Origin of the sequence: Duganella sp. SG902 (assembly GCF_013376005.1) — a bacterium.
In the GTDB taxonomy this organism is placed as follows: domain Bacteria; phylum Pseudomonadota; class Gammaproteobacteria; order Burkholderiales; family Burkholderiaceae_D; genus Rugamonas.
Map to the genome: position 1 here is coordinate 347,570 of NZ_JABMJK010000002.1, position 26,207 is coordinate 373,776.

At 64.7% G+C, this 26,207-nt stretch carries 15 protein-coding genes; 8 read left to right on the plus strand and 7 right to left on the minus strand.

The features are described 5' to 3' along the window. Positions 1-70: 70 nt before the first annotated feature. The 3 genes from FHW83_RS05080 to FHW83_RS05090 form a co-directional block, all read right to left on the minus strand. Positions 71-1,852: an ABC transporter ATP-binding protein gene (locus FHW83_RS05080; RefSeq protein ID WP_176645271.1), complete on the minus strand. Its 1,782-nt coding sequence runs from the start codon at positions 1,850-1,852 to the stop codon at positions 71-73. Beyond that, positions 1,842-3,596, minus strand: coding sequence for an ABC transporter ATP-binding protein (locus tag FHW83_RS05085; RefSeq protein WP_176645272.1), 1,755 nt, complete (start codon positions 3,594-3,596; stop codon positions 1,842-1,844). The genes FHW83_RS05080 and FHW83_RS05085 overlap by 11 nt, the downstream gene beginning before the upstream one ends. A gap of 165 nt (positions 3,597-3,761) precedes the next feature. Beyond that, a complete protein-coding gene (locus FHW83_RS05090) occupies positions 3,762-4,433 on the minus strand; it encodes a phasin family protein (RefSeq protein WP_176645273.1) in 672 nt (223 codons plus the stop codon). Between the two features lie 184 nt (positions 4,434-4,617). Here FHW83_RS05090 and FHW83_RS05095 point away from each other — a divergent pair, with 184 nt between their 5' ends. From FHW83_RS05095 to FHW83_RS05115, 5 genes are all read left to right on the plus strand, one after another. Further along, positions 4,618-5,892 carry an amidohydrolase family protein gene (locus FHW83_RS05095; protein ID WP_176645274.1) on the plus strand — a complete coding sequence of 425 codons (1,275 nt, stop codon included), beginning with the start codon at positions 4,618-4,620 and terminating at the stop codon, positions 5,890-5,892. Positions 5,893-5,952: 60 nt separating this feature from the next. Beyond that, complete coding sequence (locus FHW83_RS05100; protein ID WP_176645275.1) at positions 5,953-6,474, plus strand: GNAT family N-acetyltransferase; 522 nt, start codon at positions 5,953-5,955, stop codon at positions 6,472-6,474. Then, the gene (locus tag FHW83_RS05105) at positions 6,471-6,983 is read left to right on the plus strand and encodes a GNAT family N-acetyltransferase (protein ID WP_176645276.1); all 513 of its coding nucleotides are present in this window, start codon (positions 6,471-6,473) and stop codon (positions 6,981-6,983) included. Before FHW83_RS05100 ends, FHW83_RS05105 begins: the two co-directional genes overlap by 4 nt. 93 nt (positions 6,984-7,076) lie before the next feature. Continuing rightward, a complete protein-coding gene (locus tag FHW83_RS05110) occupies positions 7,077-8,705 on the plus strand; it encodes a methyl-accepting chemotaxis protein (protein ID WP_176645277.1) in 1,629 nt (542 codons plus the stop codon). Between the two features lie 115 nt (positions 8,706-8,820). After that, positions 8,821-10,272, plus strand: coding sequence for a bifunctional diguanylate cyclase/phosphodiesterase (locus FHW83_RS05115; protein ID WP_176645278.1), 1,452 nt, complete (start codon positions 8,821-8,823; stop codon positions 10,270-10,272). Here the strand turns inward: FHW83_RS05115 and FHW83_RS05120 are convergent. Then, a complete protein-coding gene (locus FHW83_RS05120) occupies positions 10,262-13,507 on the minus strand; it encodes an alpha/beta hydrolase-fold protein (RefSeq protein ID WP_308936729.1) in 3,246 nt (1,081 codons plus the stop codon). The two genes, FHW83_RS05115 and FHW83_RS05120, sit on opposite strands and share 11 nt — an antisense overlap. After that, positions 13,504-15,363, minus strand: coding sequence for a glycoside hydrolase family 13 protein (locus tag FHW83_RS05125; RefSeq protein ID WP_176645279.1), 1,860 nt, complete (start codon positions 15,361-15,363; stop codon positions 13,504-13,506). The genes FHW83_RS05120 and FHW83_RS05125 overlap by 4 nt, the downstream gene beginning before the upstream one ends. Before the next feature lie 509 nt (positions 15,364-15,872). On the opposite strand from FHW83_RS05125, the gene FHW83_RS05130 reads away from it, so the two are divergent. Continuing rightward, positions 15,873-18,617, plus strand: a complete 2,745-nt coding sequence (locus FHW83_RS05130) for a TonB-dependent receptor (RefSeq protein WP_176645280.1) — start codon at positions 15,873-15,875, stop codon at positions 18,615-18,617. Between the two features lie 49 nt (positions 18,618-18,666). On the opposite strand, the gene FHW83_RS05135 is transcribed toward FHW83_RS05130, so the two are convergent. Both FHW83_RS05135 and FHW83_RS05140 read right to left on the minus strand, forming a co-directional pair. After that, on the minus strand, positions 18,667-20,481 hold the full coding sequence (locus FHW83_RS05135) for a M2 family metallopeptidase (protein ID WP_176645281.1): 1,815 nt from the start codon (positions 20,479-20,481) through the stop codon (positions 18,667-18,669). A gap of 104 nt (positions 20,482-20,585) precedes the next feature. Beyond that, on the minus strand, positions 20,586-23,024 hold the full coding sequence (locus tag FHW83_RS05140) for a TIM-barrel domain-containing protein (RefSeq protein ID WP_176645282.1): 2,439 nt from the start codon (positions 23,022-23,024) through the stop codon (positions 20,586-20,588). A gap of 170 nt (positions 23,025-23,194) precedes the next feature. Here FHW83_RS05140 and FHW83_RS05145 point away from each other — a divergent pair, with 170 nt between their 5' ends. Then, on the plus strand, positions 23,195-24,514 hold the full coding sequence (locus tag FHW83_RS05145; protein WP_176645283.1) for an MFS transporter: 1,320 nt from the start codon (positions 23,195-23,197) through the stop codon (positions 24,512-24,514). Positions 24,515-24,572: 58 nt separating this feature from the next. After that, on the plus strand, positions 24,573-26,204 hold the full coding sequence (locus FHW83_RS05150; protein ID WP_176645284.1) for an alpha-D-glucose phosphate-specific phosphoglucomutase: 1,632 nt from the start codon (positions 24,573-24,575) through the stop codon (positions 26,202-26,204). Positions 26,205-26,207 lie beyond the last annotated feature (3 nt).

A 26,207-nucleotide genomic window follows, 5' to 3' on the forward strand; every position in this document is an offset into this window, starting at 1 on the left:
ATGCCCGTTGCAAGCGAGAAAGCCTGAAGCTATGCGAATTTTTGGCGCAAATCGCACATTTTTTTCAGGCCTAGGCCGCCAATTGTTGCAAAAGATATAGGCGTTGGTACAAGCCGCCGCTGATCCCCATCAGCTGCTCGTGCGGGCCGGTTTCCGCGATGCGGCCGTGATTGAGCACGATGATGCGGTTGGCGTCGCGGATGGTCGAAAGCCGGTGCGCGATGGCGATCACGGTCACCTTGCCGCGCAGCTCGTCGAGCGCGGTCTGCACGATCTGCTCGGTTTGCGAATCGATGTGCGAGGTGGCCTCGTCCAGCAGCAGGATGCGCGGCGCGCCGGCCAGCGCGCGGGCGATGGCGATCAGCTGCTTCTGGCCGACCGACAGGCGCGAGCCGCCTTCGCCCAGCGGCGTGTCATAGCCTTGCTCCAGCGCCGAGATGAAATCGTGCGCGTGGGCGGCGCGGGCGGCCGCCTCGATCTGCTGCTGCGTCAGGCCGCGGCCCATGTCGATGTTCTCGCGCGCGGAAGCGGCCAGCAGGAACGGGTCTTGCGGCACCAGGCCCACCTCGGCGCGGAAGCGTTCATTGTCGATGGCGTCCAGCGGCACGCCGTGCATCAGGATGCTGCCGTGCGGCGCCGGGTAAAAGCGCAGCAGCAGCGACAGCAGGGTCGATTTGCCGCTGCCGGTGTGGCCGACGATGCCGACGAAATCGCCCTGCGGGATGTCCAGCGACAGGTCGTGCAGCACCGGCTGGCCGGCGTTGTAGGCGAAGTCGAGGTGGCGGATCGAGACGGCTGGCAGGTTGTCGTCGTTGGCGGCGGCCGCGCGTTGCGGCGCCTGCCGCGTATGCTCCTGCGCCGCGCCTTCGTCGAGCAGGGTCGCCACGCGCGCGGTGGCCACCACCGATTGTTGCAATTGGCTGAACTGCATGGTGATCTGGATCAGCGGCTCGATCACGCGCGCCAGGTAGCTGATGAAGGCGTACAGCACCCCGACTTCGGTGGCGGTCATCTCGCGGTGGCCGAACATGAAAATCACGGCGCCCAGCAGGATGATGTTGAACAGGTCCAGCGCGGGGCGCAGCAGCCAGGCGTTGGCGCGCAGCTCGGCCAGGCGCGCGGTGTAGTGATCGTGGTTGGTGGTGGCGAAGCGCTGGCCGAAGCGGGCCTCGGCGTTGCTGGCCTGGAGCACGCTCATGCCGCCGATCGATTCGGCCATCTGGCCATTGATCTCGCTGCGCAGCGCGCGGGCGCGGGTGACGGCCGGCGCGCTCCAGCGCTGGTACAGCCAGACGATCAGCAGCACCGCCGGCAGCAGGGCCAGCACGATCAGCATCAGGCGCCAGTCCAGCCAGGCCATGGCGCACACCGTGCCGACCAGGACGATGGTCGAATCGAGCATCACGAACAGCACCTGGATGTACAGGTTCTTGACCGCCTCGGTATCGTTGGTGACGCGCGAGACCAGCTGGCCGGTGATGGCGCGGTCGAAGAAGGACATCGGCAGCAGCAGCACGTGGGTGTACACCATCTCGCGCAGACGCATCACCGAGCGCATGGCCAGGCCGGACAGGCGCACCAGCTGCAGGTAGCGCAGGCCGCTGGCGATCCAGCCGGTGAGCACCACGCCGGCCAGCAGCCCGGCCATGCGTGGCCAGTCCAGATGGTGCGGCAGCAGGTGCTCATCGATCAGCGCCTTGCCCATGATGGGGCCAAGCACCTCCAGCAGCGCGGCGGCGATCAGCCACAGAACGGCCCAGAACAGGTGATGCTGGTCGGGCAGGGCGGCGCGGCGCAGCAGGGCGATGGCCTGGCGCATCTGGCCGGCGGTGGAGGTGGCTTCAGGCTTCATCGAGACTGGCTTCCAATTGTTGATAGCGCCACTGGCTGGCGTACCAGCCGTCCAGCGCGAGCAGTTGTTCGTGAGTGCCGGTTTCTGTGATGCGGCCGTCGCGCAGCACGATAATCAGATCGGCGCTGACCACGGAGCTGAGGCGGTGGCTGGCGATGACCGCGCTGCGGCCCTTGCGTGCTTCGCGCAGTTCTTCCAGATGGTGCAGGATGCGGGTTTCGGTGCCGGTATCGACGGCCGACAGCGCGTCATCGAGCAGCAGCAAATCGTTATCGGCCAGCAGCGCGCGGGCGATGGCGACGCGCTGGCGCTGGCCGCCGGAGAGCGTGATGCCTTTCTCGCCGACCTGGGTGTCGTAACCCTGCGGGAACAGCAGGATATCGTCGTGGATGGCGGCCAGGTTCGCGGCATGCTCGATCTGCGCGCGGGTGGCGCCCGGCTTGGCCAGCGCGATGTTGTCCGCGATCGAGGCCGAGAACAGGAACGACTCCTGCGGCACCCAGCTGATGGCGGCGCGTAGCGCGTGCAGCTTGTATGCATCGAGCGCGTGGCCGCTCCACTGCACGCTGCCGTGTTGCGGCGTGAGCTGGCGCAGCAGCACGCGCAGCAGCGTCGACTTGCCGCTGCCGGTGGGGCCGACCAGGCCGAGGGTCTGGCCGGGTTGCAGCGTCAGCGTGATATCGCTGATGGCCGGCGAGGTTTGTTCGGCATAGGCGTAGCTGACATCGCGCAGCGTCAGCGGGCCGGGTGGCACGGTGGTCAGCGTGCCATGATCGTCGATGGCCAGCGGCGCGTCCAGCATGGGCTGCAGGCGCTGCCAGGCGGCGCGTCCGCGCTCGATCAGCGACAGCACCCAGCCGGCGGCGAACATCGGCCAGATCAGCTGTCCGAGATACATGGTGAACGCGGTCAGCGCGCCGATGGTCAGCTGATTGTGCCAGACCAGATAGCCGCCGAGGCCCAGCGTCAGGCCGCTGGCGGCGGTCAGCGTCAGGCCGACGGCGGGTTCGTAGGCGGCCTCCCACACCTGCGCGCGCAGGCTGGCGTCGGAGGCTTTCGACGCCAATGTGGAAAACTGTTTGGCGCTGCGCTGTTCGAGACCGAGCGCGCGCAGCGTGCGCACGCCGGACAAGGTCTCCTGCACATGATCATTCAGCGCGCTGAAGCGCTTGAGCGAATCGGTGGAGGCGGTGTGGATATGGCCGGAGATATACCAGAACGCCCACGCCATCAGGGGGAAGGGCAGCAGCGCGATGCAGGCCAGGCGCCAGTCGACGCCGAGCAGCATCACGCCGAGCACCATCACCAGCGTGAGGGCGCCGTCGAAGCCGGCCAGCATGGCCTCGCCGGCGGCCATCTCGATGGCGTCGATATCGTTGGTGGCGAGCGCCATCAGATCGCCGGTGCGCTGGCGCTGATAGAAAGCCGGGCCTTGCAGCGTCAAGCGGGTGTACAGGCGGGTGCGCAGCGAAACGCCGAGCTGATAGGCGGCGCCGTACAGAATCTGGCGCCAGGCCACGCGCAGGAAATAGATGCCGAAGCCGATCAGCAGCAGCGTGCCGATCTCCAGCAGCAGCGCATTGCCGGACAGCGTGTGATTGGCCAGGCCATCGATCATGGCGCCGACCTTGCGCGGCACCCAGATACTGAGCGTGGCCACGCCGGCCAGCATGGCGCCGGACAGAATATAGGCGCGGCTGTGCTGGCGGACGAAACCGCCGATCAGCCGAGAGAGTTTAGACATGTTGCCTCGGGAAAGCGTGTAGCCCGTTAGGATACACAAAAATTCGGGGTCAGCTCTGACATTCGGACATTTTGGAACTTTTCAAAATTTTAAAAGTTCCGCAGTGTCCGAATGTCAGAGCTGACCCCGAATTTGGGGTTTTGTGCCGGCAACTGAACCCGAGGTTTATTTCTTGGCTTTGGCGCCGCTCAGGTCGAGCTGCTTGGCGGGCGCCGGCTTGGCTTTGGGGGCGGAGGTTTTGGCCGGCTTGTCTTCCGGCGCCAAGGCGATCGGTTTCGGCGCCGGCGCCGGGAACGAGGGCTTGACGTCGACTTTCACTTCCACGAAGCTGTCTTCCTCCGCCACCGGAATCGGCGCGGCGGCCGGCTTGGCTTTTGGCACCTTGGGCGCGACTTCGGCCACCGGCTCGTTGGCGGCCACCGCTTCCACCGCCGCGCTCACGGCGGCGGCCAGCGCCGGCGCCGTCTTCGGCGCCACGGTCGCCTTGGTGGCGGCCAGGTCGGTCACTTGTTTCAGGGTGCTCTGGGCGCTCTTGATCAGTTCGCTCTGGGCGGTCGAGGCGATGCTGTATAGCTCGCGGCCGTAGGCCAGCAGGCTGTCGAAGCTCGGCTGCTCGCCCGCGCTCAGGCTGAAGAATTCCTTCGGATCCTTGGCCGTCAGCAGCTTCTTGGCGGCGGCCGAGGATTTTTCCACCGAGGCTTTGGTGGCGCTCAGGTTCAGGGCGATGACTTTCTCGGCGCTGCCCACGGCGGTCTGGGCCAGGGTGCTGAAGATCTGGAACTGCGCTTCAAGTTGCGATTTCGTGGCTGCGGAAAACTGTTCGGTGATCGAAGACATGGTTTCTCCTGAAATTATGATGCAACGCAATAAGTCCATTCTAGCCACGATTGTATGGCTTGGAAAGTTATTTTTTCTACCATCCCACCCTGGTTGCAACAGGTTGAATTAATGCAATGCAACAATTGGTGTATTTTGGTGAAACTGCCTACAATGGTTTTACTTTAAATCAATGGAGTCCTTGATGGATGTCGTGATACGCAACGCCAACCTGGCCGACGGGCAGCATGGAGTCGACGTCGCCATCGAGAACGGCCGCATCGCCGCCGTCGGCCCGCGCCTGCCGCTGCAGGCGGCGCGCGAGATCGACGCCGGCGGCGATCTGCTGAGCGCGCCGTTCGTGGACGCGCATTTCCACATGGACGCCACGCTCAGCTACGGCTTGCCGCGTGTTAATGCCTCCGGCACGCTGCTGGAGGGCATCGCGCTGTGGGGCGAGCTGAAGCCGCATCTCACCCAGCAGGCGCTGGTCGAGCGCGCACTGCAGTACTGCGACTGGGCGGTGGCGCGCGGCCTGCTGGCGATCCGCTCGCATGTCGATGTGTGCGACGATCGCCTGCTGGCGGTGGAGGCCTTGCTGGAGGTGAAGCGCCAGGTGGCGCCGTATCTGGATTTGCAACTGGTGGCCTTCCCGCAGGATGGCGTGCTGCGCGCGCCCAACGCGCTGCTCAATCTCAAGCGCGCCATCGCCATGGGCGTGGACGTGGTGGGCGGCATTCCGCACTTCGAGCGCACCATGGCCGAGGGCGCGGAGTCGGTGCGCATCCTGTGCGAGTTCGCCGCCGACCAGGGCCTGATGGTGGACATGCATTGCGACGAGTCGGACGATCCGCTGTCGCGCCATATCGAGACGCTGGCCTACCAGAGCAACCGCCTCGGCCTGCACGGCCGCGTCACCGGCTCGCACCTGACGTCGATGCATTCGATGGATAACTATTACGTCAGCAAGCTGCTGCCGCTGATCCGCGAGGCCGGCGTGGCGGCGGTCGCCAATCCGCTCATCAATATCACGCTGCAAGGCCGTCACGACAGTTATCCCAAGCGGCGCGGCATGACGCGCGTGCCGGAAATGCTGGCCGCCGGCATCCCGGTCGCGTTCGGCCACGATTGCGTGATGGATCCGTGGTACAGCCTGGGCTCGGGCGATATGCTGGAGGTGGCGCAGATGGGCCTGCACGTGGCGCAGATGACCGGCCAGGACGCCATGCGCGCCTGTTTCCGCGCGGTCACCGACACCCCGGCCGCCATCCTCGGCCTGCAGGGCTATGGCGTGGCGCCCGGTTGCCACGCCGACCTGGTGCTGCTGGACGCGGCCGACCCGGTGGAGGCGATCCGCCTGCGCGCCGCGCGCCGCATGGTGATGCGCCGGGGAAAAATCATCGCGGAATCGCCGCCCGCGCACGCGCGCCTGGACTTGCCGGGCCGGCCGGAACGGGTGAATTTCCGCTTGGGCCGCTAGCTGGACTTGAAGCCGGAAATACATGACAATTGAACACTGTTAAATCGGCTTGGAGTCACCTTGAAAGAAATCGCCATCCGACCCGCGACGGAAGCCGACTTCGGCCCCATGTGGGAAATATTTCAGGAATTGATCGCCAGCGGCGACACCTATTATTTCGCCGCCGATACCAGCCGTGAAGATTGCCACGCCTACTGGTTCGGTCCGGGCGTGAAAAGCTATGTCGCCATCCTCAACGGCGAGCGCCTGGTCGGCATGTACCGCCTGATGCCGAACCAGCGCGACCGCGGCGCCCACGTGGCCAACGCCTCGTTCATGGTCAGCCCGGCCGCGCAGGGCGTGGGCGTGGGCAAGCTGCTGGGCGCCGACTGCCTCGAGCGCGCGCGCGCCGAGGGCTATCTGGCGATGCAGTTCAATTATGTGGTGAGCTCGAACATGCCGGCCGTGCTGCTGTGGAAAAAGCTGGGCTTTTCCATCGTCGGCACGCTGCCGCGCGCCTACCGTCACCAATACCTCGGCTACGTGGACGTCTATGTGATGTACCAGTTGCTGGCCGATCCCTCGCACTGGCCGGACGCATGAAAATACTGGAAACCCCACGCCTTACCCTGCGCACCATCAACGCCGACGACGCGTTGTTTTACTATGAACTGGTGAACGATCCCACCTGGCTGGAGCATATCGGCGACAAGGGCATCCGCACCGTGGCCGAGGCGCGCGGCGCCATCCTGGACGGCCCGTGCGTGATGCAGCAGCGCCTCGGCCATTCGCTGTACGTGATGGAGCGCAAGAGCGACGGCCAGCCGCTGGGCTTGTGCGGCCTGATCAAGCGCGACAGCCTGCCCGAGGTCGACATCGGCTACGCGATCCGCCCGGCCTATTTCGGACAGGGCTATACTTATGAGGCGGCCTCCGCCGTGGTGGCGTATGCGCGCGACGTGCTGCGCATGCCGCGCCTGATGGGCATCACCAACCCGGCCAACACGGTGTCGATCAATCTGCTGGCCAAGCTGGGCCTGACCTTTGTCGAGCACAAGGTGCTGCCGCCGGATGGCCGTCCTACCAATATTTATTGCATGGAGCTGTTGTAGCGGTGGGAATCCGCGGGAATTTTCATCGCCCGATATTGGCATTTGCGCGTCGCGCGCGCATGATGGGTAACAGTCCTTGCCAAGGAGGTAACGATGAAACTCGCCGATCTCAAGATAGGCGTGCGCCTGGGTTTGCTGGGCGCATTCTTTTTCGTCGCGCTGGGCGTGGTCGCCACGTCCGGCTGGCGCGCGCTCGATAACAGCAACCTGCGCAGCGCCGACGCCATGGCGCGCTCGGTCGCCATGAGCCAGGCCATCGACACCGCGCGCAGCGCCCAGGTCGAGTTCAAGACGCAGGTGCAGGAGTGGAAGAATATCCTGGTGCGTGGCAACGATCCGGCCCAGCTCGACAAGTACAGCAAGGCCTTCGTGCAGGGCGGCGAAAGCACCCGCGCCGAGCTGCGCAAGCTGGACGCGCTGCTCGACAAACTCCAGCTGCGCACGCCGCTGGTGGACGAGGCCATCAAGACCCAGAACGAGCTGGTCGCGCGCTACATGGAGGCGCTGAAACGGTACGACCCCGCCAACCCGGAGAGCGCGCACGTGGTGGACGCGCTGGTCAAGGGCATGGACCGCGAGCCGACCAGGAAGATCGACGACATCGTCGCCTACATCGGCGCCGAGGCCAAGCGCCTGAGCGAGTCCATGGCGCGCGAGAACGCCGACGCCCACCGCGCCGCCATGCTGGCCATGGGCGCGACCCTGCTGATCACGCTGGTGGTGGGCGTGGTGACGGTGGTGTGGCTGATCAAGAGCATCACGGTGCCGCTGCACGCGGCCGTGGGCGTGGCGCAGACCGTGGCCGGCGGTGATCTCAGCAGCGAGGTGCGGGTGAACAGCAGCGACGAGATCGGCGACCTGCTGGGCGCGCTCAAGGCGATGCAGGACAATCTCAGCAATATCGTCGGCCAGGTGCGCAGCGGCACCGAGACCATCCACGGCGCCTCGGTGGAGATCGCGGCCGGCAACCTCGACCTGTCTGGCCGCACCGAGGAGCAGGCCAGCTCGCTGGAGCAGACGGCCGCCGCCATGGTGGAGCTGACCGGCACCGTCAAGCAGAACAACGAGAACGCCGCCGAGGCCTGCCGCCTGGCCGACGACGCCAGCAGCGTGGCCGCCAAGGGCGGCGACGCGGTGGCGCAGATGGTGCAGACCATGGGCGAGATCAACGACAGCTCGCGCAAGATCGTCGACATCATCGGCGTCATCGACGGCATCGCCTTCCAGACCAATATCCTGGCGCTGAACGCGGCGGTGGAGGCGGCGCGCGCCGGCGAGCAGGGGCGCGGCTTCGCGGTGGTGGCGTCCGAGGTGCGCAACCTGGCGCAGCGCTCGGCGGCGGCCGCGCGCGAGATCAAGGAATTGATCGGCACCTCGGTCGGCCGGGTGGAGGAGGGCAGCCGGCTGGTCGGCCAGGCCGGCGCGACCATGGAGCAGGTGGTGGCCAGCGTGCGGCGCGTGACCGCCATCATTGGCGAGATCGCGGTGGCCAGCGGCGAGCAGCGCGAGGGCATCGAGCAGATCAGCACCGCCATCAGCCAGATGGACAGCGTCACCCAGCAGAACGCCGCGCTGGTCGAAGAGGCCGCGGCGGCGGCCGACGCGCTGGAGCAGCAGGCGTCCAGCCTGGCGGCGGCGGTCAGTGTCTTCAAGCTGCAGGGGCAGCCGGACGCCGCCGCCCTGCCGCCCTCGCGCGGCCGCGCGCCGCAGCTGACTCACTGAGCTTTTGCCACAAGCCGTTTGATGCGCCTCAACAGAGCGCGCAAACGGCCCGCCGGTGTTGGTTCTATCCCATATCATTCCCTCTTCCGCAGTCCACCCGAACGAAGAGGGACGCATGAACAGCTTATGGCCGATAGCGGCCGGCATGGCGCCATGTTTGCTGGCGCTGGCGGCCGGTCAATGGCAGGCGCGCGGCCTGCGCGCGCGCTGCGCCCAGTTGCAGGCGGCGCTGGCGGCGCAGCGCGACACCGAGATGCGGCTCGACTTCATGGCCCATCACGACAGCCTGACCGGCCTGCCCAACCGGCTGCAATTCCAGATGCAGCTGGAGCACGGCGTGGCCTACGCGCGCCGCCACGAGAGCCGGCTGGCGGTGCTGTTCGTCGACATCGACCACTTCAAGGCCATCAACGACACGCTGGGCCACGACGCCGGCGACCAGGTGCTGGTGCAGTTCGCCCAGCGCCTGCGCCAGTGCGTGCGCGAGGTGGACACGGTGGCGCGCCAGGGCGGCGACGAGTTCATCATCCTGCTGACGGAGCTGCGCAACGGCGCCGACGCGCAGCAGGTGGCGGAAAAGATCATGAAGGCGATCGCCGAGCCGTTCACCATCCATGGCGATCCGCTGCCGGTGGCGGCCAGCATCGGCGTGGCGGTGTACCCGGACGACGACGCCGACCTCGACGCACTGATCGAGAAGGCCGACCTGGCCATGTACGCGGCCAAGCAGCGCGGCAAGGGCGCCAGCCTGCGCTTCCTGCCCAGCATGCAGGCCAAGGCCTATTCCAGCCTGATACTGGAGACGGCGCTGCGCCACGCGCAGGAGCACAACGAGTTCATCCTCACGTACCAGCCCAAGCTCAATCTGCGCGAGCGCAAGATCACCGGCGCCAAGGCGCTGCTGCGCTGGAAGCATCCCGAGCTGGGGCTGGTGATGCCGCTCGATTTCCTGCCGGTGCTGGAGCAGAGCGCGCTGATCCTGCCGGTGGGCGCGTGGGTGATGGCGACCGCCATGGCGCAGGCGCGCCGCTGGCTCGATCGCGGCCACGCGCTGACGGTGGCGGTGCACCTGTCGCCGCGCCAGTTCTTCCACAAGGATATCGCGCAGATGCTGGCGGCGGCGCTGGAGAGGGCCGACGTGCCGGGGCGCTGCGTCGAGGTGGAAATCACCGAGGCCATGCTGATCGACCGCAGCCAGAACGCGGAGGAGGTCCTGCAGCAGTTCAAGCAGATGGGCGTGCGGATCGCGATCAGCGATTTCGGCACCGGTTATGCCTCGCTCAATTATCTGCGCCGTTTCGCGGTGGACGTGGTGAAGATCGACAAGTCGTTCGTGGATGACCTGGCGCGCGGCGGCGCGATGGTGCGGGCGATTATCGAGATGGCGCACTCGCTGAACATGCAGGTGACCGCCGCCGGCGTGGAGACCGACGCCCAGCTGGCGCAACTGTCCGCCATGGGCTGTGACGAGGCGTTTGGCTTCTGCCTGAGCGCGGCGGTGTCGCCGGAGGAAGTGGAGGCGCTGCTGGCGGCAAGCCAGCAGCGCACGGCGGCGCTTATTTCCTGAAGAACCAGGTCAGCGGCAGGTGCACGCGCGCCGACCAGGATTTCTCATTGTGGCTGCCGCCTTCGGCGCGGTAGTACATCAGATCCTCGTTCAACACGTAGCCCTTGGCCAGCATGGCGTCGCGCATGTTAGTGGTGAAGTCGATGCCGTCGCCCTCGGTGCCGGCGTCGATGTAGAACTTCACCGGCTGGCGTGGCGGCACGTTCTTGCGGAACATCTGGTCGTTCCACCAGAACGAGCTCGATACGCCGCAGGCCTTGGAGAATACTTGCGGATACTTCTGCGCGATGTAGACCGAGGCGATGCCGCCCAGCGAGGAGCCCATGATGGCGGTGTGTTCGCGGTCCGGCAGCGTGCGCAGGTTGGCGTCCACCCACGGCTTGACGGTATCGACGATGAAGGACGCGTAGGCATCGATCTTGCCGCCGCCGTTTTCCTTGTCGCAGCATGGCGTGTATTCGGCGATGCGGTCGGGCGTGTTGTCGATGCCGACCACGATGGCCGGTTCGATCACGCCGGTGGCGATCAGCTTATCCATGTTGGTGCCGATTTCCCACGCCGCGCCGAATGCGGCGGTCTTGGGATCGAACAGGTTCTGGCCGTCGTGCATATAGAGCACCGGGTAGCGCTGCCGCGGATGCGCGTCGTAGCCCGGCGGCAGGTAGATGCGCAGCTTGCGGCTGTTGTTCAACTGCGGCGAGGCGAAGTTGTCGACGATGCGCAGCGTGCCGGCGGGGATGGCCTGGGTTGGCGCATCGCTGTCCGGCACCGGCAGCACGCGCACGCCGTGGATGTCGAACTTGTTGGATGGCCCTTTCACACCGCCGGCGTCGCTGTAGGTGGTGTTGCTCTTCATGTAGCTCATGTTGTAGAAGTCGGACAGCTGCAAGGTGTAGCTGCCCGCCGTGAGCCTGGCGCGCAATGGCGTGGAATACTTGGCGCCTGCATCGGCCGGCGAGTGCGGCAACTGCACCACGCCATTGGCGATGATGTTTCCGGCGCCGTCCTTCAGCGTGGCCCATTTGACGCCGCCGCTGACGCCCAGGTTGATCTGGTGCGCGGTGTTGCGGTACTTGATCTGCACCGCGTAGCTGCCGGCGCGTTCGATCTGGATTTGCTGCGTGAAGATGTCCGATGGCGATGCGCCGAAGTCGACGCGCGCGACGGCGATTTCCTCACCCGCGTTGAGGCAGGCCGGCATGCTGTGGTGGCTACGGTTGCCGGATTTGGCGTACGCCGCTTCCACCGCGTAGCACAGATTAGCCGCCGCGCCGGCACGGCGGTCCGCCCAGGTGCCGGCCGAGATGCGCGGGCCAACCAATTGGCCGTTGCGGTAGATGTTGTACACCACGCCCGCTGTGGCGCCGGCGCCGCCGGCTTCGATGTGCAACGTTGGATAGCCATAGGCGCCGCGTTCCAGTTTCGCGATGCGCGGCTCGGCCGGCGCGTAGACCGCCGCGTCCCGCGCCAGCGGCGTGGCCGTCACGCCGCGCCTGGCCTGCTGGCCGGGCAGCAGTTTGCCGAGACGGATCTCGATGGCGTTATCCTCGCCCAGCGCATCCCATGCCAGCGACGAACTGGCCGGCTTGCCGTTCAAGGTCACGCCATCCACCGCGTAGTAGCCGTCACCCTTGGCCGCCGCCGGCAGCCGCACGCGCACCTGCAGGCGCTTGCCGCGCACGCTGAGATTGTTCAGCGTGATCGCGTCGCTGCCCGCGAAGGTGTCGCGGCGCAGCTTCGCGGTGATGAAGGGCTTGAGTGCAATGCCCTCATTGGTGGTTTGCACGCCAAACACGCTGCCCACCACCATGCCGAGATAGCCGCCCACGGACCACAGCTGGCGGCGCGAATTCACCACCGGGCCACTAAGCTTGCCGTCGTCGAGCATCGGCTGGCCGGACAGCCATTCCAAATTCTCCATGTTGGAGAGATTGGTCGCCGCGCCGCGCATCAAGGTGGCGTAAGCCGCATCGGCCACGGCGACGTTGCCGCCAATCGCTGCCGCCTTCAGGCCGTAAGCCGTGACGAAAGGCCACATGGCGCGATTGTGATAGACCGCCGTGTTGGACTGCTGCGGCCAGATCACCGGCGCGCCGAACGGGCCGTGCGGATAGTGCGCGAGGATGCTTTGTGCCTGCTTCTGGTCGGCGATGCCGGTGACGATGGCCAGCGATTGGCCCAGCCAGTCGTACTTGTACATGGCCGCGCCATCGAAGTGGCCGGCGGTGACGCTGCTGTACATGCCGCTGTCCGCCTGCCAGAATCGCTTGTTGATGGCAAGCTTCAGCTGCGCGGCCCAGTCGGCGTAACGCGCCGCCAGGCGGGCGTCGCCTTGTTCCCCGGCCAGTTGCGCGGCCAGCGTCAGCGCCTTGTAGTGGGCGGCGTTGGTGGAGAGCGCCTTGGAGGTGGCCATGTAAGACAACTCGTCCGGCATCCATGCGGCGTAGGTTTGCTCGCGCCAGTCGAGGAAGGATTCCTCGCCGTTGTACAGGCCATCGGCAGCATCCCAGATGGCGAGGCGGTCATTTTCCAGCGTGTTGCTCAGGGCATGCAAAGCCTTTTTGGCGAAGGCCGCGCGCTGCTCGGGCGGCAGGGCTTTCAAGGCTTCATCCGCGCCGAAGGCCCAGCTGACACGGTCGGTGCTGACCGGCCAGCTGCCGCCGCTGCCGGTGTCCTGCACGATCTGGTAGCCGTCGCCCACCGCGTGCAGGCCGGCGCTGATCCCCTCGCGGTAGCCGGCCAGCTTGAATTCAAGCGAGTTGCGCGTGCGCTGCGGGTCCAGCATGCCGAGGCCCAGCGCGGCGGCGTAGGACAGGTCGCGGGTCCAGACGTAGTGCCACAACTCGCCGGTTTCAAAGCATTCGCACGGGATGGCGTTGCCGCCGTTGTAGCTGCCGTCGCGGATCTCGCTGACCGAGTCCAGTTTCATTTCATGGCCGGCCAATGCGAACAGCGCATCGAAGGCGAGGTTGCCGCTGCGGACGGTCGGCAGGGCAGGCGATTCGCTGTAGCTGATCTCTTGCTTGCCGCCCTCGCGCACGCGCAGGGTGGTCGATTGCGTGTAGCTGCGCAGCGCGGCGCCGGCGTCCGGCGCGGCGTAGCGCACGGTCTCCCGCTTGCCGTCCCAGGTTGGATAAACGGCGCTGGCCGAGGCGGCGGCGGCGTATGCGCCCTGCATGGCGGTCGCTCCCAGCGCCAGCAGCAGCGTGGCGCGCAACGGCGTGAGTTGTTTCATTGTTCAATCTCCAGTATCAGCGCGGAGCGCGCCGGTAGTTTAATTTGGCCGTCCAGCGACACGCGCTGGCCACTGATCACGTCCACGCCCGAGCGCACGCCGCTCAGCATCTCATGGAAGCGCGCGGTGGGCAGCGCGATATCGGTTTTGTTTTTATTCAGGGCCACCATCACTTTCTTGCCCTCGCCATAGCGGAAGTAGACGTAGGTGTGTTGTTCCGGCCCATAGTGCATCAGCTTCCCGTTATGGATGACCGTCGCTGTCTTGCGCCAGTTGAGCAGCTTGCGCACATAGGCCTGGGCGTCGGCCTGTCGCGGCGTGAGGCCGGCGCCGGTGAAAGCGTTGATCCTGTCGCCGGCCCAGCCGCCGGGGAAGTCGCGGCGATACGATGCGTCATCGCGGCCCTTGACGGTGCTGGTCATCTGGATCTCGGTGCCCGAGTAGAACTGGGGAATGCGCGGCATGGTCGACACGAACGCCAGCGCCATGCGGAACAGATCGGGATCCTCCTCCAGCGCGCTGAAGGTGCGCGACAGGTCATGGTTCCCTTCAAACAGCACCAGGTTGGAGGCGTTCGGATACAGGTAGTCCATCGACACGGTCTCGTACAGCGCGTTCAGACCCTGCTCGCTGTCGTCCGTCGCCACCAGCGCACGGCGCAAGGCGTCGTTGAGCGGGAAGTCCATCATGCTCGGCATGTGCGACACGTAGCCGTCGATATTTTGCTTCCCGCGCTGCCAGTGGGCCACCACCGGGATCAGCGGACTCCATTCCTCGCCCACCAGATTCAGGCTCGGATACTCGGCCATCACCGCGCCAGACCAGCGGCTGAGGAAGGCGTTGTCCGAGTAGCCGTAGGTGTCCACGCGCAGGCCCGACAGCCCCGCATACTCGATCCACCAAATGCTGTTCTGAATGAGATAGTTGGCCACGTAGGGATTGGCCTGGTTCAGGTCCGGCATGCCGGGCGAGAACCAGCCCTGGGTGAAATTGCGCTTGTCCTCTTCCGATGCATACGGGTCCTGCACCGCCACGCGATGGTGCGCGGTCGGCACGTGCTTGCCCTGGTAGGTCAGCCAATCCGGCATCGGCATGTCCTGCATCCACCAGTGCTTGCCGCCGATGTGGTTCAGCACCACGTCCTGGATGATGCCGATGCCACGCGCGCGCGCCTGCGCCGACAGCTTGCGGTACGCCTCGTTGCTGCCGTAGCGCGGATCGATGCGGTAGTGATCGGTCGCGGCATAGCCGTGGTATGAAAACGCCGGCATGTTCGATTCCAGCAGCGGCGTGGACCACAGCTGGGTAAAGCCAAGTCCGGCCACGTAATCCAGATGATCGATGATGCCCTGGATATCGCCACCGTGGCGGCCGCCGCCATCGGCGCGGTTCAGCTTGTCGGCATAGCCGTCGACGTTGTCGTTGGCCGGGTCGCCGTTGGCGAAGCGGTCGGGCATCACCTGATAAATCACGTCGCCGTTGTTGAAGCCGGCGCGCCGGGCCGATCCCTTTTCACGCGCCTGGAGTTGGTAGCCGTAGCTGATGCTGTGCGCGCCGCGCCGGAACGTCAGCTCCAGCTTGCCCGGCGCGGCTTCCGGCGCGATCTCCAAATCGATGAACAGATAGTTGCGGTTCTCCACGCGCGACACGCTGGCGATGCGCACGCCCGGATAGCTCAGCGCCGGTTCCAGATCGGCGATACGCGGCCCATGCACCATCAATTGCAGCTTGCTGTTGTGCATGCCCGCCCACCACGATGGCGGGTCCATATGTTCGATGCGGTAGTTCTGTGGCGCGGCGCCGGCGATGGCGGGCACGAGGGCGGCCAGCAGTGTTGCCAGCAGGGATATCTTCATGAAGTCTCCGATAGGTAGTCGTACTACACGCCCGCGTTTTTCTGGCTCCCGGGCTTAATGCATTGATTTTACGAGAGAATGCTTGCGCATGGTGTGCAAACCAAATAGCCGACCGTGGCCGGAATTTAGTCGGAATACAGCAATCCTGTCATTTTCCTCCAAATTGCGTTTCAGCACGGAAAGTTGCGTGAATCCGGGCCTCGCCGGATGGTTGCAAACTGATATTTGGCGACAAAAAATCCCGGTTTTGGCGTGAATATTGTAGTTCTACTACAAATTATTGTGCTTGGTCCTGTAGCCGAAATACAACGTGGTGGCGCTCTCTGTGGGGCGTCGCAGTGTGGCGAGGCCTTGTAATCCGTAGTGTCGGGGAAGTTTCATTGACACAGAATCTAGTTTTAGTACAAAATTCTCTCCCAGAACGTCTTTAGAACGTTGTCATTCCTTGGATCCCGTGTAGTTGAGCTCTTTGCGGGACTTATATTTTGTGTCATGAGAGGGGACATTAAATGAACATCTTCGCAAGCAAGCGCAGCCACACTGCGTTCCCATTGAAACCAGTTGCCGCAGGTTGCGCCCTGCTGATCGCCGCCGCCGTGCCAGCCCATGCCCAGACCGACGCCGCCGCCTCGGGCGAGGAAGCCAAGGTCATGTCGGTGACCGTGTCCGGCATCCGCCGCGGCATCGAAGATGCGATCTCGGTGAAGAAAGATTCGAGCTCGATCGTTGAAGCGATCTCGGCCGAAGACATCGGCAAGCTGCCGGACGTGTCGATCGCCGAATCGATCTCGCGCCTGCCTGGCCTGGCCGCGCAACGCGTCGCCGGCCGCGCGCAAGTGATCTCGGTGCGCGGTCTGTCGCCGGACTTCGCCACCACCCTGCTGAACGGCCGCGAGCAAGTCTCGACCGGCGACAACCGCAGCGTGGAATTCGACCAGTACCCATCCGAACTGATGAGCGGCGTGACCGTCTACAAGACCCCCGACGCCGGCCTGGTCGGCCAGGGCCTGTCGGGCACCATCGACCTGCAAACCGTGCGCCCGCTGAACTTCAGCAGCCGCACCGTGGCCCTGAACCTGCGCGGCGAGAAGAACTCGCTGGGCAAGATCGCCAACGCCAAGGACACCGGCAACCGCTTCAGCGCCAGCTACATCGATCAGTTCGCCAACCGCACGATCGGTATCGCGCTGGGCTGGGCGCACCTGGAAACCCCTATCCTGTCGAATGAGACCGGCCTGTACGAGCCATGGAAGCGCGACGCGCGCACCGGCCTGCCGGCCGGCACCTTCGGCTCCGACGGCATCAAGGCCGTCGCCCGCAGCGGCAAGAACGAGCGCGACGGCGTCATGGGCGTGCTGCAATACCGTCCGAACAAACAGTGGACCAGCATCGTTGACGTCTACGCTTCGCGCTTCAAGGCCGAAGAGACCGCCAACCAGATCGAGATCAACCTGAGCGGCTGGAACGGCGGCTTCGATCCCGCCCCGGTCTACACCGGCGTGACCACCACCAACGGCACCATCGCCGGCGCCACCGCCAACAACGTCTATCCGCTGGTGCGCGGCATGTACAGCAAGCGCAAGGACGATATCCGCGCCGCCGGCTGGAGCAATGAGGTGCGCCTGGACGGCTGGTCGCTGTTCGCCGACCTGAACTACTCGAAGGCCAAGCGCGCGGAACTGAGCCTGGAAAACAACCTGCAGATGTCCAACGCCGCCGGCGATCCCTTCCTGGATTCGGTCAAGCTGGGCATCGGCAATGGCGGTTTCTCGCAGATCACCACCGGCCGCGACTATAACAACCAGAACGCGCTGTACGTGCGCAACACCATCTACGGTTCCGGCTACGGCAAGACCCCGAGCGTAGAGGACGAGCTGAAAGGCTTCAAGCTGACCGCCAACATCCAGTCGTCGGGCGCGCTGGAGAAAGCCTTCTCCAGCTTCGACGTGGGCGCGAACTACACCGACCGCACCAAGAACAAGCACCAGCCTGAGGGCAACATCAACCTGAAGGGCGCGCCTACCCTGATCTCGTCCGACCTGTTCTACCAGTCGGCCAGCCTGGGCTTCGCCGGCGCCGGTTCGATTCCGACCTGGAACGTGCCAGCCGTGGTGGACAAGTACATGGTGTTCGCGCCGACCGACACCGCCGGCTACCTGATCGCCAAGACCTGGGAAGTGAGCGAGAAGGTCACCACCGCCTTCGCCAAGGCCAACATCGAGGCGGAACTGGGCCCGGACGTCAGCCTGCGCGGCAACATCGGCGTGCAGGTGCAGCGCACCGACCAGTCGTCGGCCTCGCGCTGGTACGACAACACCACCGGCGCCATCAAGCCGGTCAACGACGGCAAGAAATACACCGACGTGCTGCCGAGCATGAACCTGGCCTTCGGCCTGGACAACCAGCAGACCGTGCGCCTGGCGCTGGCCAAGCAACTGGCCCGTCCACGTGTGGACCAACTGCGCTCGGCGCTGGACTTCGGCATCGACACCACCAAGCGCGAGCCGGGTGGCAGCGGCGGCAACGCCCGCCTGGATCCATGGCGCGCCAAGGCCTTCGACATCTCGTACGAGAAATACTTCGACAAGAAGGCGTACTTGGCGGCGGCGGCGTTCTACAAGAAGCTGGACACCTACATCTTCACCCAGACGCAGTCGTATGACTTCAGCGCCTACGTGCCGCCGGGTTCGGTCGGCAACGGCGCCAGCTTCCCGCTGCACACCGCCATCGGCAACTACACCGCGCCATACAACGGCAACGGCGGCAACCTGAAGGGTGTGGAGTTGACGGCGTCGCTGCCGCTGAGCATGGTGACCAAGTCGCTGGATGGCTTCGGCGTGACCGCCAGCACCACCTACACCGACAGCAAGATCACGATCGAAGATCCAAGCGGCAGCATCGGCCAGCACATCCCGCTGCCGGGCCTGTCCAAGCGCGTGACCAACCTGACCGCCTACTACGAGAAGAATGGTTTCGAGACTCGCATCTCGCAGCGCCGCCGCTCGGACTTCGTCGGTGAGATCGGCAACTTCGCCAACGACCGCGCGCTGCGTTATGTGGTGGGTGAGAACGTGATCGACTTCCAGATCGGCTACACCTTCAACACCGGCGCGATGAAGGGCGTTGGCTTGCTGCTGCAGGTGAACAACCTGCGCAACGCCGCCTACGAAACCTACAACGGCGACCGCAACCAGCAGCTGGAATACCAGAAGTACGGCCGCACCGTGCTGGCTGGCGTGAACTACAAGTTCTAAGCTGACTTAGCCTCAAACAAAAATGGCGTCCTTCGGGACGCCATTTTTTTTACTTCTTCTCAGCCGCTGCGAAAGCCGCGTTCTGCTGATCCAGCCAGGTCTTCAGCGGCGCGAAGTATTCGAGCAGCGCGTTGCCGTCGATTTTGTCTTCGCCCGAGATGGCTTTCAGCGCTTCCGGCCATGGCTTGCTGGCGCCCATGGCCAGCATCTGCTGCAGCTTGGCGCCGGCCTTGGCGTTGCCGTACACCGAGCAGCGGTTCAGCGGGCCGGTGTAGCCGGCTTCGCGGCACAGCGCGCGGTGGAACTGGAACTGCAGCATGTCGGCCAGGAAGTAACGCGCGTACGGCACGTCGGCCGCCACGTGATACTTGGCGCCGGCGTCAAAGCCGGTGATGCCCTGGCCTTCGACCGGACGCTTCATGCCCATGTACTGCTCGCGCAGCTGCCACCAGCTCTTGTCGTAGTCGGCCGGCTTGGTCTTGCCCGAGTAGACGTCCCAGCGCCATTTGTCGACGGTGTAGGCGAACGGCAGGATGGTGACCTTGCTCAGCGCGCGTTCCAGCAGCTGCGGGATGTCGGCGTTGACGTCCGGCTCCTGGTCCATCAGGCCGATCTGCTTGAGGTAGGCCGGCGTGATCGACAGCGCCACGGTGTCGCCGATGGCCTCGTGGAAGCCGTCGTTGGCACCGTTGCGGAACAGGAAGGGCTGCTTGGTGTAGCCGAGGAAGTAGTAGACGTGGCCCAGTTCATGGTGGATCACGGTGAAGTCTTCGGCGGTCGGCGTGATGCACATCTTGATGCGCACGTCGTCCTTCTCGTTGATCGGCCAGGCCGAGGCGTGGCACACCACGTCGCGGTCGCGCGGCTTGGTCAGCAGCGAGCGCTCCCAGAACGATTCCGGCAGCTTCTGCATGCCCAGCGAGGTGTAGAAGCCCTCGGCATACTTGGTCATCTGTTTGGCGTCGGTCTTGCGTTCTTCCAGCACCTTGGTCAGGTCGAAGCTCTTGGTGTCGCCGGCTGGCTTGAGGATCGGGTACAGGTTGGTCCAGGTCTGGCTCCACATATTGCCGAACAGGTGGGACGGGATCGGGCCGGTGGCCGGCACCACGTCCGGGCCGTAGGTGGCGCGCAGCTTGTAGCGGGTGTAGGTGTGCAGCGCATCGTACAGCGGCTTGACCTGCTGCCACAGGCGCTCCATCTCGGCGGCGAAGGCTTCCGGCGGCATGTCGTACTGCGAGCGCCACATCACGCCGGTATCGGCGAAGCCCATCTGCTTGGCGCCCTTGTTGGACAGGGCCACGTATTCCACGTACTTGTCCTTGTAGGCCGGGGCTTGCGCGTGCCAGCCGGTCCACATCTCTTTCAGTTTGGCTTCGTCGCGGCTGTTGGCCAGGACTTTTTCCATTTCGCCCAGCGCCATGCAGGCGTCCTTGGTCGGACAGTATTTGGCTTTGCCGTAGGCGCCGTTCAGGGCGGCCTGCAGCGCCGCGTATTGTTCGCGTTCCTTCGGATCGGCGAACACCACGGTTTGCTGCAGCAGCATCAGCTTGCGCGAGGCTTCCGGCGACAGCTTCAAGCCGTTGAAGCGGCGCGCGCCGACGGCCGCCTCGCCCGAGGCGCTCAGGTAGCGTTCGGCGAAGTAGGCGGCGATGCCTTCGGTGTCGTCGGTGATGAAGTTGGAGCCGACCCAGGCGGCGCGCGCCTGTTCGTTATTCAGTTTGTTCAGTTTGGCTTCGGTGTCGGCCAAAAAACGTTCGGCTTCGGCGGCGGTTGGTTTTGCGGCGGGGGCGGCCAGCGCGGTGGTGCTGGCGGCTGCGAGGGCGGTAGCCAGCAGCGTGCTGATAATTTTTGGTGTCACAGACATCTCCCAGGGTATCTTGTCTTGGTCACCGGACCGGTCGGTCCGATGGGCGACAATCATACACGAGGGAGTGATGGGGGGGCGCTTGTTCGCAGCCTCCCGGGAGATCACAGCGCGATGTCGACTGAGCGATTGGCGGCATCGCTGGCCGGCAGTTCGACCGTCAGCTGGAAGGTTTTGTCATCCCAGCCAAACACGGCGACCTTGCCGTCCACCCGCACCGACGATGGCGCGGAGGTCACGGTGTGCACTTTCAGGGTGATGCCGCGCTCGGGACGCTGGTACTGCTTGCCCACTTCCGAATCCACGCGCAGCGTCAGGGCTTTGCCCTGCAGCTTGCTGGTGAAGCGCAGCAGTTCGTACTTGCCTTGTTCGTAGGCTTGCGCGGTCAGGCCGTCGTCGTCGTACAGTTTTCCGGCGCTGGAGGACACGGAAGCGTCGTGCCAGTAGTGCAGTTCGATCTGCCTGGTGTTGTAGTCGCGCGTGGTCTGCACGACTTTCGCCATCGGCACGAAGGCGCCTGCGCGCACGTAGACCGGCACGTGGTCCGCCGCCAGTTCGATCGAACGGGTGGCACCGCCGGCCTGCCGTTCGCCGGTATGGAAATCGAACCACGCGCTGCGCGCAGGGAAGTAGACATCCGCCTTGGTCTGGCCTTGCTTCAGCACCGGCGTGACCAGGAAGTCCTTGCCCCACAAGTAGGTCGACGACATGGCGCGCACCTTGGCGTTGGCCGGCTCCTCGTAAATCATCGGCCGCATCAGCGGCAGGCCTTGCTGGTTGTTGTCGAAGCCCAGCGTGTAGTTATACGGCAGCAGGCGATAGCGCAAGCGGATCGCCTCGCGCGCCAGCGCCTTGGTTTTCGCTTCGCGGTACACCGGTTCCGATGGCACTTCCTCCTGCGCGTGCGGACGGAACACCGGCTGGAACACGCCGTACTGCAGCCAGCGCGTGTACAGCTCATTGTCCAGCACCGGGTTGGCGAAGCCGCCGAGGTCCGAGTGCATGTAACCCACGCCCTGCATGCCCATCTGCAGCGCGATCTCCGGCTGCGATTGCAGGCCGCCCCAGCCCCGATCCACGTCGCCCGACCATGGGATGATGCCGTAGCGCTGCGTGCCCGAATAACCGGACCGCATCAGGATGAACGGACGCTCGGCCGGGAAGTCGCGTTGATAGCCTTCCGCCACCAACCGTGCCCACTGGTGGCCGTAGATGTTGTGCACCTGATCCGCCGTGCCGGTGGCGTGGCGCGTTTCGGTCGGATGCATCTCCGGTTCGCCCAGATCTCCCCACACGCCGGTCACGCCTTGCTGGCGCAGGCCTTTGTAGATGTCCCAGTACCAGTCCTTGCCCTGCTGGCTGAAGATGTCGATGATGCCGGTGTGGCCGAAGAAGAAGTCATAGGTCATCGGTTTGCCATCCGGCCCGGTGGCCAGCACCTTCTTGTCGACCGCCTCTTGCCAGCGCTTGGAGGTATCGACTACAAACGGTTCTGTAATCACCACCGTCTGCACGCCTTTTTTCTGGAAGTCGGCGATCATGCCCTCGGGGTTGGGGAAGCTGTCCTTGTCCCACGCCAGATTGCCCATGGTGCCTTTGACTTCCTTGCCGAACCAGTACAGGTCGAACACCACCGCGTCCAGCGGGATGTCTTCGGCGATGAATTTGTTGACGGTGTCGACGGCTTCCTTTTCGTTGTGATAGCCGAAGCGCATGGCGAAGTTGCCGAAAGCCCAGCGCGGCGGCAGCGGTTGTTTGCCGGTCAGGCTGGTGTAGTTGCCCACCACGTCTTCCCATGTGTCGCCGGCGATCACCTGATAGGTTTTGCGGCCGCCGATCGCCTCGTAGGTCAGGCTGTTGTTCTTTTTGCTGTCGAAATCGAGGTAGCCGGTTTGCGGATTGTCGAAGTGGATGGCGTACATTTTGGACGACAGCGCCAGCGGCATGGTGTAGCCCATCAGCTCCGAACGGTCGCCGTAGCCGTAGTTGGCCTTGTTGTACAGGGTGAAGCGGTGGCCACGACGGTCCATGCCCACCGCGCGCGAACCGGCGCCGTACAGGGCCTCGTTCTTATCCAGCGCGAATTCGATCGCTTCCAGTGTGCGCGGCTCGCCCTTGTTGATATCCTTGCTGCCGGTCGCCACGTCGTCCTTCACATGGATATAGCCGCGCTTCTCCGCCACCAGCGGCTTGCCCTTGTAGGCGTAGGCGATGCGGAACGGCGATTTGGTGATCGTGACGGTGATGCCGGCTGTGGCATATTCATAGCCTCCGCCTTTTTGCTTCAACATGGTTTTCACTTCGGCCGGCGCCAGCACCACGGCGTGCGACGCCGGGTCCGCAGCCTCGCCCTTCGGCACGAAGGTGGTTTCGATGATGCCGGTGGAGTAGGGCTTGATCAGGTAGGCGCCGTCGCTGGTGCGCACTTCGAGGTGGCCGTCGCGCTGGGTGATGCCGTCGAACTTGCGGTCCGCGTTCTGCGCGGCGGCGTGGCCGGTCAGCAGGGCCAGGGCGGCCAAGGTTGCAAAGGAGTTAATGGTCATGAATGTGGTCTCAGTGGTCGTCATGAATTTTGTTGTTTGGCTACATTTGACACCATAGCCCTGCCTCTGGATAGGCTTTTTATCGTTATTTTACAAGGAAGTTCTTCTGATTGACACGTTCATGGGGCCGTGTTATTTTCCTACAAATTTTAAAAATCGGGACGCTCAGCATGCATTCTTCCAGTAACAAGCCCATTCTGTCGTTCTGGCAGCTGTGGAATATGAGCCTCGGCTTCTTCGGCATTCAATTCGGCTTCGCGCTGCAAAATGCCAACGTCAGCCGGATTTTCTCCACGCTGGGCGCCAATCCCGACGACCTGTCCCTGTTCTGGCTGGCGGCGCCGGTCACCGGCCTGCTGGTCCAGCCCATCATCGGCTACCTGAGCGACAACACCTGGCACCCGACCTGGGGCCGCCGTCGTCCCTTCTTCTTCATCGGCGCGCTGCTGGCGTCGATCGCGCTGTTCCTGATGCCGAATTCCACCTCGCTGTGGATGGCGGTGATCGTCCTGTGGCTGCTCGATGGCGCCATCAACGTTTCGATGGAACCGTTCCGCGCCTTCGTCGGCGACAAGCTTGGCCCGTCGCAGCAGACGGCCGGCTTCGCGATGCAGACCTTCTTCATCGGCTGGGGCGCGGTGATCGCGTCGCTGCTGCCGACCATCTTCACCCACCTCGGCGTGAGCAACGTGCCGGTGGGCGGCGGCATTCCGGACACCGTGCGTTATTCCTTCTACGCCGGCGGCGCCGTCTACTTCCTGGCCGTGCTGTGGACCGTGCTGACCGCGAAGGAACTGCCGCCGGAAGACCTGGAGGCGTTCCGCGCCGAGCAGCGGCGCAGCAAGGGCCTGGGCCATGCGCTGGCTGAAATCTTCAGCGGCTTTACCAAGATGCCGAAGACCATGGTGCAACTGGCCGTGGTGCAGTTCTTCACCTGGATCGCGCTGTTCGCGATGTGGATCTACACCACCAACGCGGTGGCGGAAAATGTGTTCGGCACCACCGACGCGCAATCGGCCGCCTTCCAGGAGGCCGGCAACCACGTCGGCGTGATGTTCGCGGTGTATGGCGGCGTATCGGCATTGGCGGCGTTTATCCTGCCGGTTTTCGCGCGCCACACCAGTCGCAAGACCGTGCACCTGGCCTGCCTGGTGATCGGCGGCTTGAGCCTGTTCAGCATCTACGGCATCCGCGACCTCGACACGTTGTTCGTGCCGATGATCGGCGTCGGCATCGCCTGGGCCAGCATTCTGACCATGCCGTACGCGATCCTGGCCGGCGCGCTGCCGGCCAACCGCATGGGCTATTTCATGGGCCTTTTCAACTTCTTCATCGTCATCCCGCAGATCGTCAGCGGCCTGGTGCTGGGCTTTGTGACCAAGCACTGGTTCGCGGGCCATTCGGTCAAAACCCTGATGCTCGGTGGTGTGTGCATGGTGGTTGCCGGGGTGCTGACCCTCATAGTGCGCGACGAGGCGGAACCCGTATGATGTAATATTGTTCGTGAGACAAGAATCTGGGTCTGTCACCAACCTTATCGGAGCGAACATGAGCATCATCACCGTCAGCACCACCCCATTCCCCGGCCAGCGGCCGGGCACTTCCGGCCTGCGCAAGAAAGTCACGGTTTTCCAGCAGGCCCACTACCTCGAGAATTTCGTGCAGAGCGTGTTCGACACGCTGGGCGACTGCGCCGGCAAGACGCTGGTGCTGGGCGGCGATGGCCGCTATCACAACCGCGTGGCGGTGCAGACCATCCTGCGCATGGCGGCGGCGCACGGCTTCGCCAAGGTGCTGGTGGGGCAGGGCGGCATCCTGTCGACGCCGGCCGTCAGCTGCGTGATCCGCAAGCGCGCGGCGCTGGGCGGCATCGTGCTGTCGGCCAGCCATAACCCGGGCGGACCGGATGGCGACTTCGGCATCAAGTACAACATCGCCAACGGCGGTCCTGCGCCGGAAGGCGTGACCGAGGCGATCTACCAGCACACCGAAACCATCAAGCAGTACCGCATCAGCGACGCCGGCGACATCGACCTGAATCGCCTGGGCGCCACCCGCATCGAGAACATGGATGTGGAAGTGATCGACTCGGTGGCCGACTATGCGGAACTGATGCAGCAGCTGTTCGATTTCGACGCCATCCGCAAGCTGTTCGCGGGCGGCTTCCGCATGTGCTTTGACGGCATGCACGCGGTCTCCGGCCCGTACGCCAAGGCCATCATCGAAGGCCAGCTGGGCGCGCCCGCCGGCACCGTGATCAACGCCGAGCCGCTGGAGGATTTCGGCGGCCACCACCCGGACCCGAACCCGGTCAACGCCGCGCAGTTGATCGAGATCATGGCCGCGGATGATGCGCCGGACTTCGGCGCCGCCTCCGACGGCGACGGCGACCGCAACATGATCCTCGGCCGTAAATTCGACGTCACGCCATCCGACAGCCTGGCCGTGCTGGCCGCGCATGCGACGGTGGCGCCGGGCTACCGCGCCGGCCTGAAAGGCATCGCGCGCTCGATGCCGACCTCGCAGGCCGCCGATCGCGTGGCCGAAGCGCTGGGCATCCCCGCGTTTGAAACGCCGACCGGCTGGAAGTTCTTCGGCAACCTGCTGGACGCCGGCAAAGCCACCCTGTGCGGCGAAGAGAGCTACGGCACCGGCTCGGACCACATCCGCGAAAAGGACGGCCTGTGGGCGGTGCTGTTCTGGCTCAACCTGCTGGCCGCCAGCGGCAAGTCGGTGGAGCAGCTGGTGAGCGAGCACTGGGCGCGCTTCGGCCGCAACTACTATTCGCGTCACGATTACGAGGCGGTGGAAACCCACGCCGCCAATGAACTCATGGCCTCCCTGCGCATCAAGCTGGCCACGATGGCGGGGCAGGACCTGGGCCACTACGTGGTCTCGTTCGCCGACGATTTTGAATACACCGACCCGATCGACGGCTCGGTGTCGAAGCAGCAGGGCGTGCGCATCGTCATGACCAACGGTTCGCGCATCGTGTTCCGCCTGTCGGGCACCGGCACCGAGGGCGCGACCCTGCGCGTCTACCTTGAACGTTACGAGGCCGATCCGAAATACCACCACCTGCCAACGCAGCAGGCTCTCTCGGCGTTGATACTGATCGCCGAACAAGTAGCGGGCATCGCCAACTGGACTGGCCGCGCCCACCCCACCGTCACCACATAACGA

Coding starts and splice junctions, on each gene's coding strand:
- FHW83_RS05110 (WP_176645277.1), top strand. CDS start 7,077: ATGAAACTCGCCGATCTCAAGATAGGCGTGCGCCTGGGTTTGCTGGGC.
- FHW83_RS05125 (WP_176645279.1), bottom strand. CDS start 15,363: ATGAAGATATCCCTGCTGGCAACACTGCTGGCCGCCCTCGTGCCCGCC.
- FHW83_RS05095 (WP_176645274.1), top strand. CDS start 4,618: ATGGATGTCGTGATACGCAACGCCAACCTGGCCGACGGGCAGCATGGA.
- FHW83_RS05130 (WP_176645280.1), top strand. CDS start 15,873: ATGAACATCTTCGCAAGCAAGCGCAGCCACACTGCGTTCCCATTGAAA.
- FHW83_RS05120 (WP_308936729.1), bottom strand. CDS start 13,507: ATGAAACAACTCACGCCGTTGCGCGCCACGCTGCTGCTGGCGCTGGGA.
- FHW83_RS05105 (WP_176645276.1), top strand. CDS start 6,471: ATGAAAATACTGGAAACCCCACGCCTTACCCTGCGCACCATCAACGCC.
- FHW83_RS05115 (WP_176645278.1), top strand. CDS start 8,821: ATGAACAGCTTATGGCCGATAGCGGCCGGCATGGCGCCATGTTTGCTG.
- FHW83_RS05145 (WP_176645283.1), top strand. CDS start 23,195: ATGCATTCTTCCAGTAACAAGCCCATTCTGTCGTTCTGGCAGCTGTGG.
- FHW83_RS05090 (WP_176645273.1), bottom strand. CDS start 4,433: ATGTCTTCGATCACCGAACAGTTTTCCGCAGCCACGAAATCGCAACTT.
- FHW83_RS05135 (WP_176645281.1), bottom strand. CDS start 20,481: ATGTCTGTGACACCAAAAATTATCAGCACGCTGCTGGCTACCGCCCTC.
- FHW83_RS05080 (WP_176645271.1), bottom strand. CDS start 1,852: ATGAAGCCTGAAGCCACCTCCACCGCCGGCCAGATGCGCCAGGCCATC.
- FHW83_RS05085 (WP_176645272.1), bottom strand. CDS start 3,596: ATGTCTAAACTCTCTCGGCTGATCGGCGGTTTCGTCCGCCAGCACAGC.
- FHW83_RS05140 (WP_176645282.1), bottom strand. CDS start 23,024: ATGACCATTAACTCCTTTGCAACCTTGGCCGCCCTGGCCCTGCTGACC.
- FHW83_RS05150 (WP_176645284.1), top strand. CDS start 24,573: ATGAGCATCATCACCGTCAGCACCACCCCATTCCCCGGCCAGCGGCCG.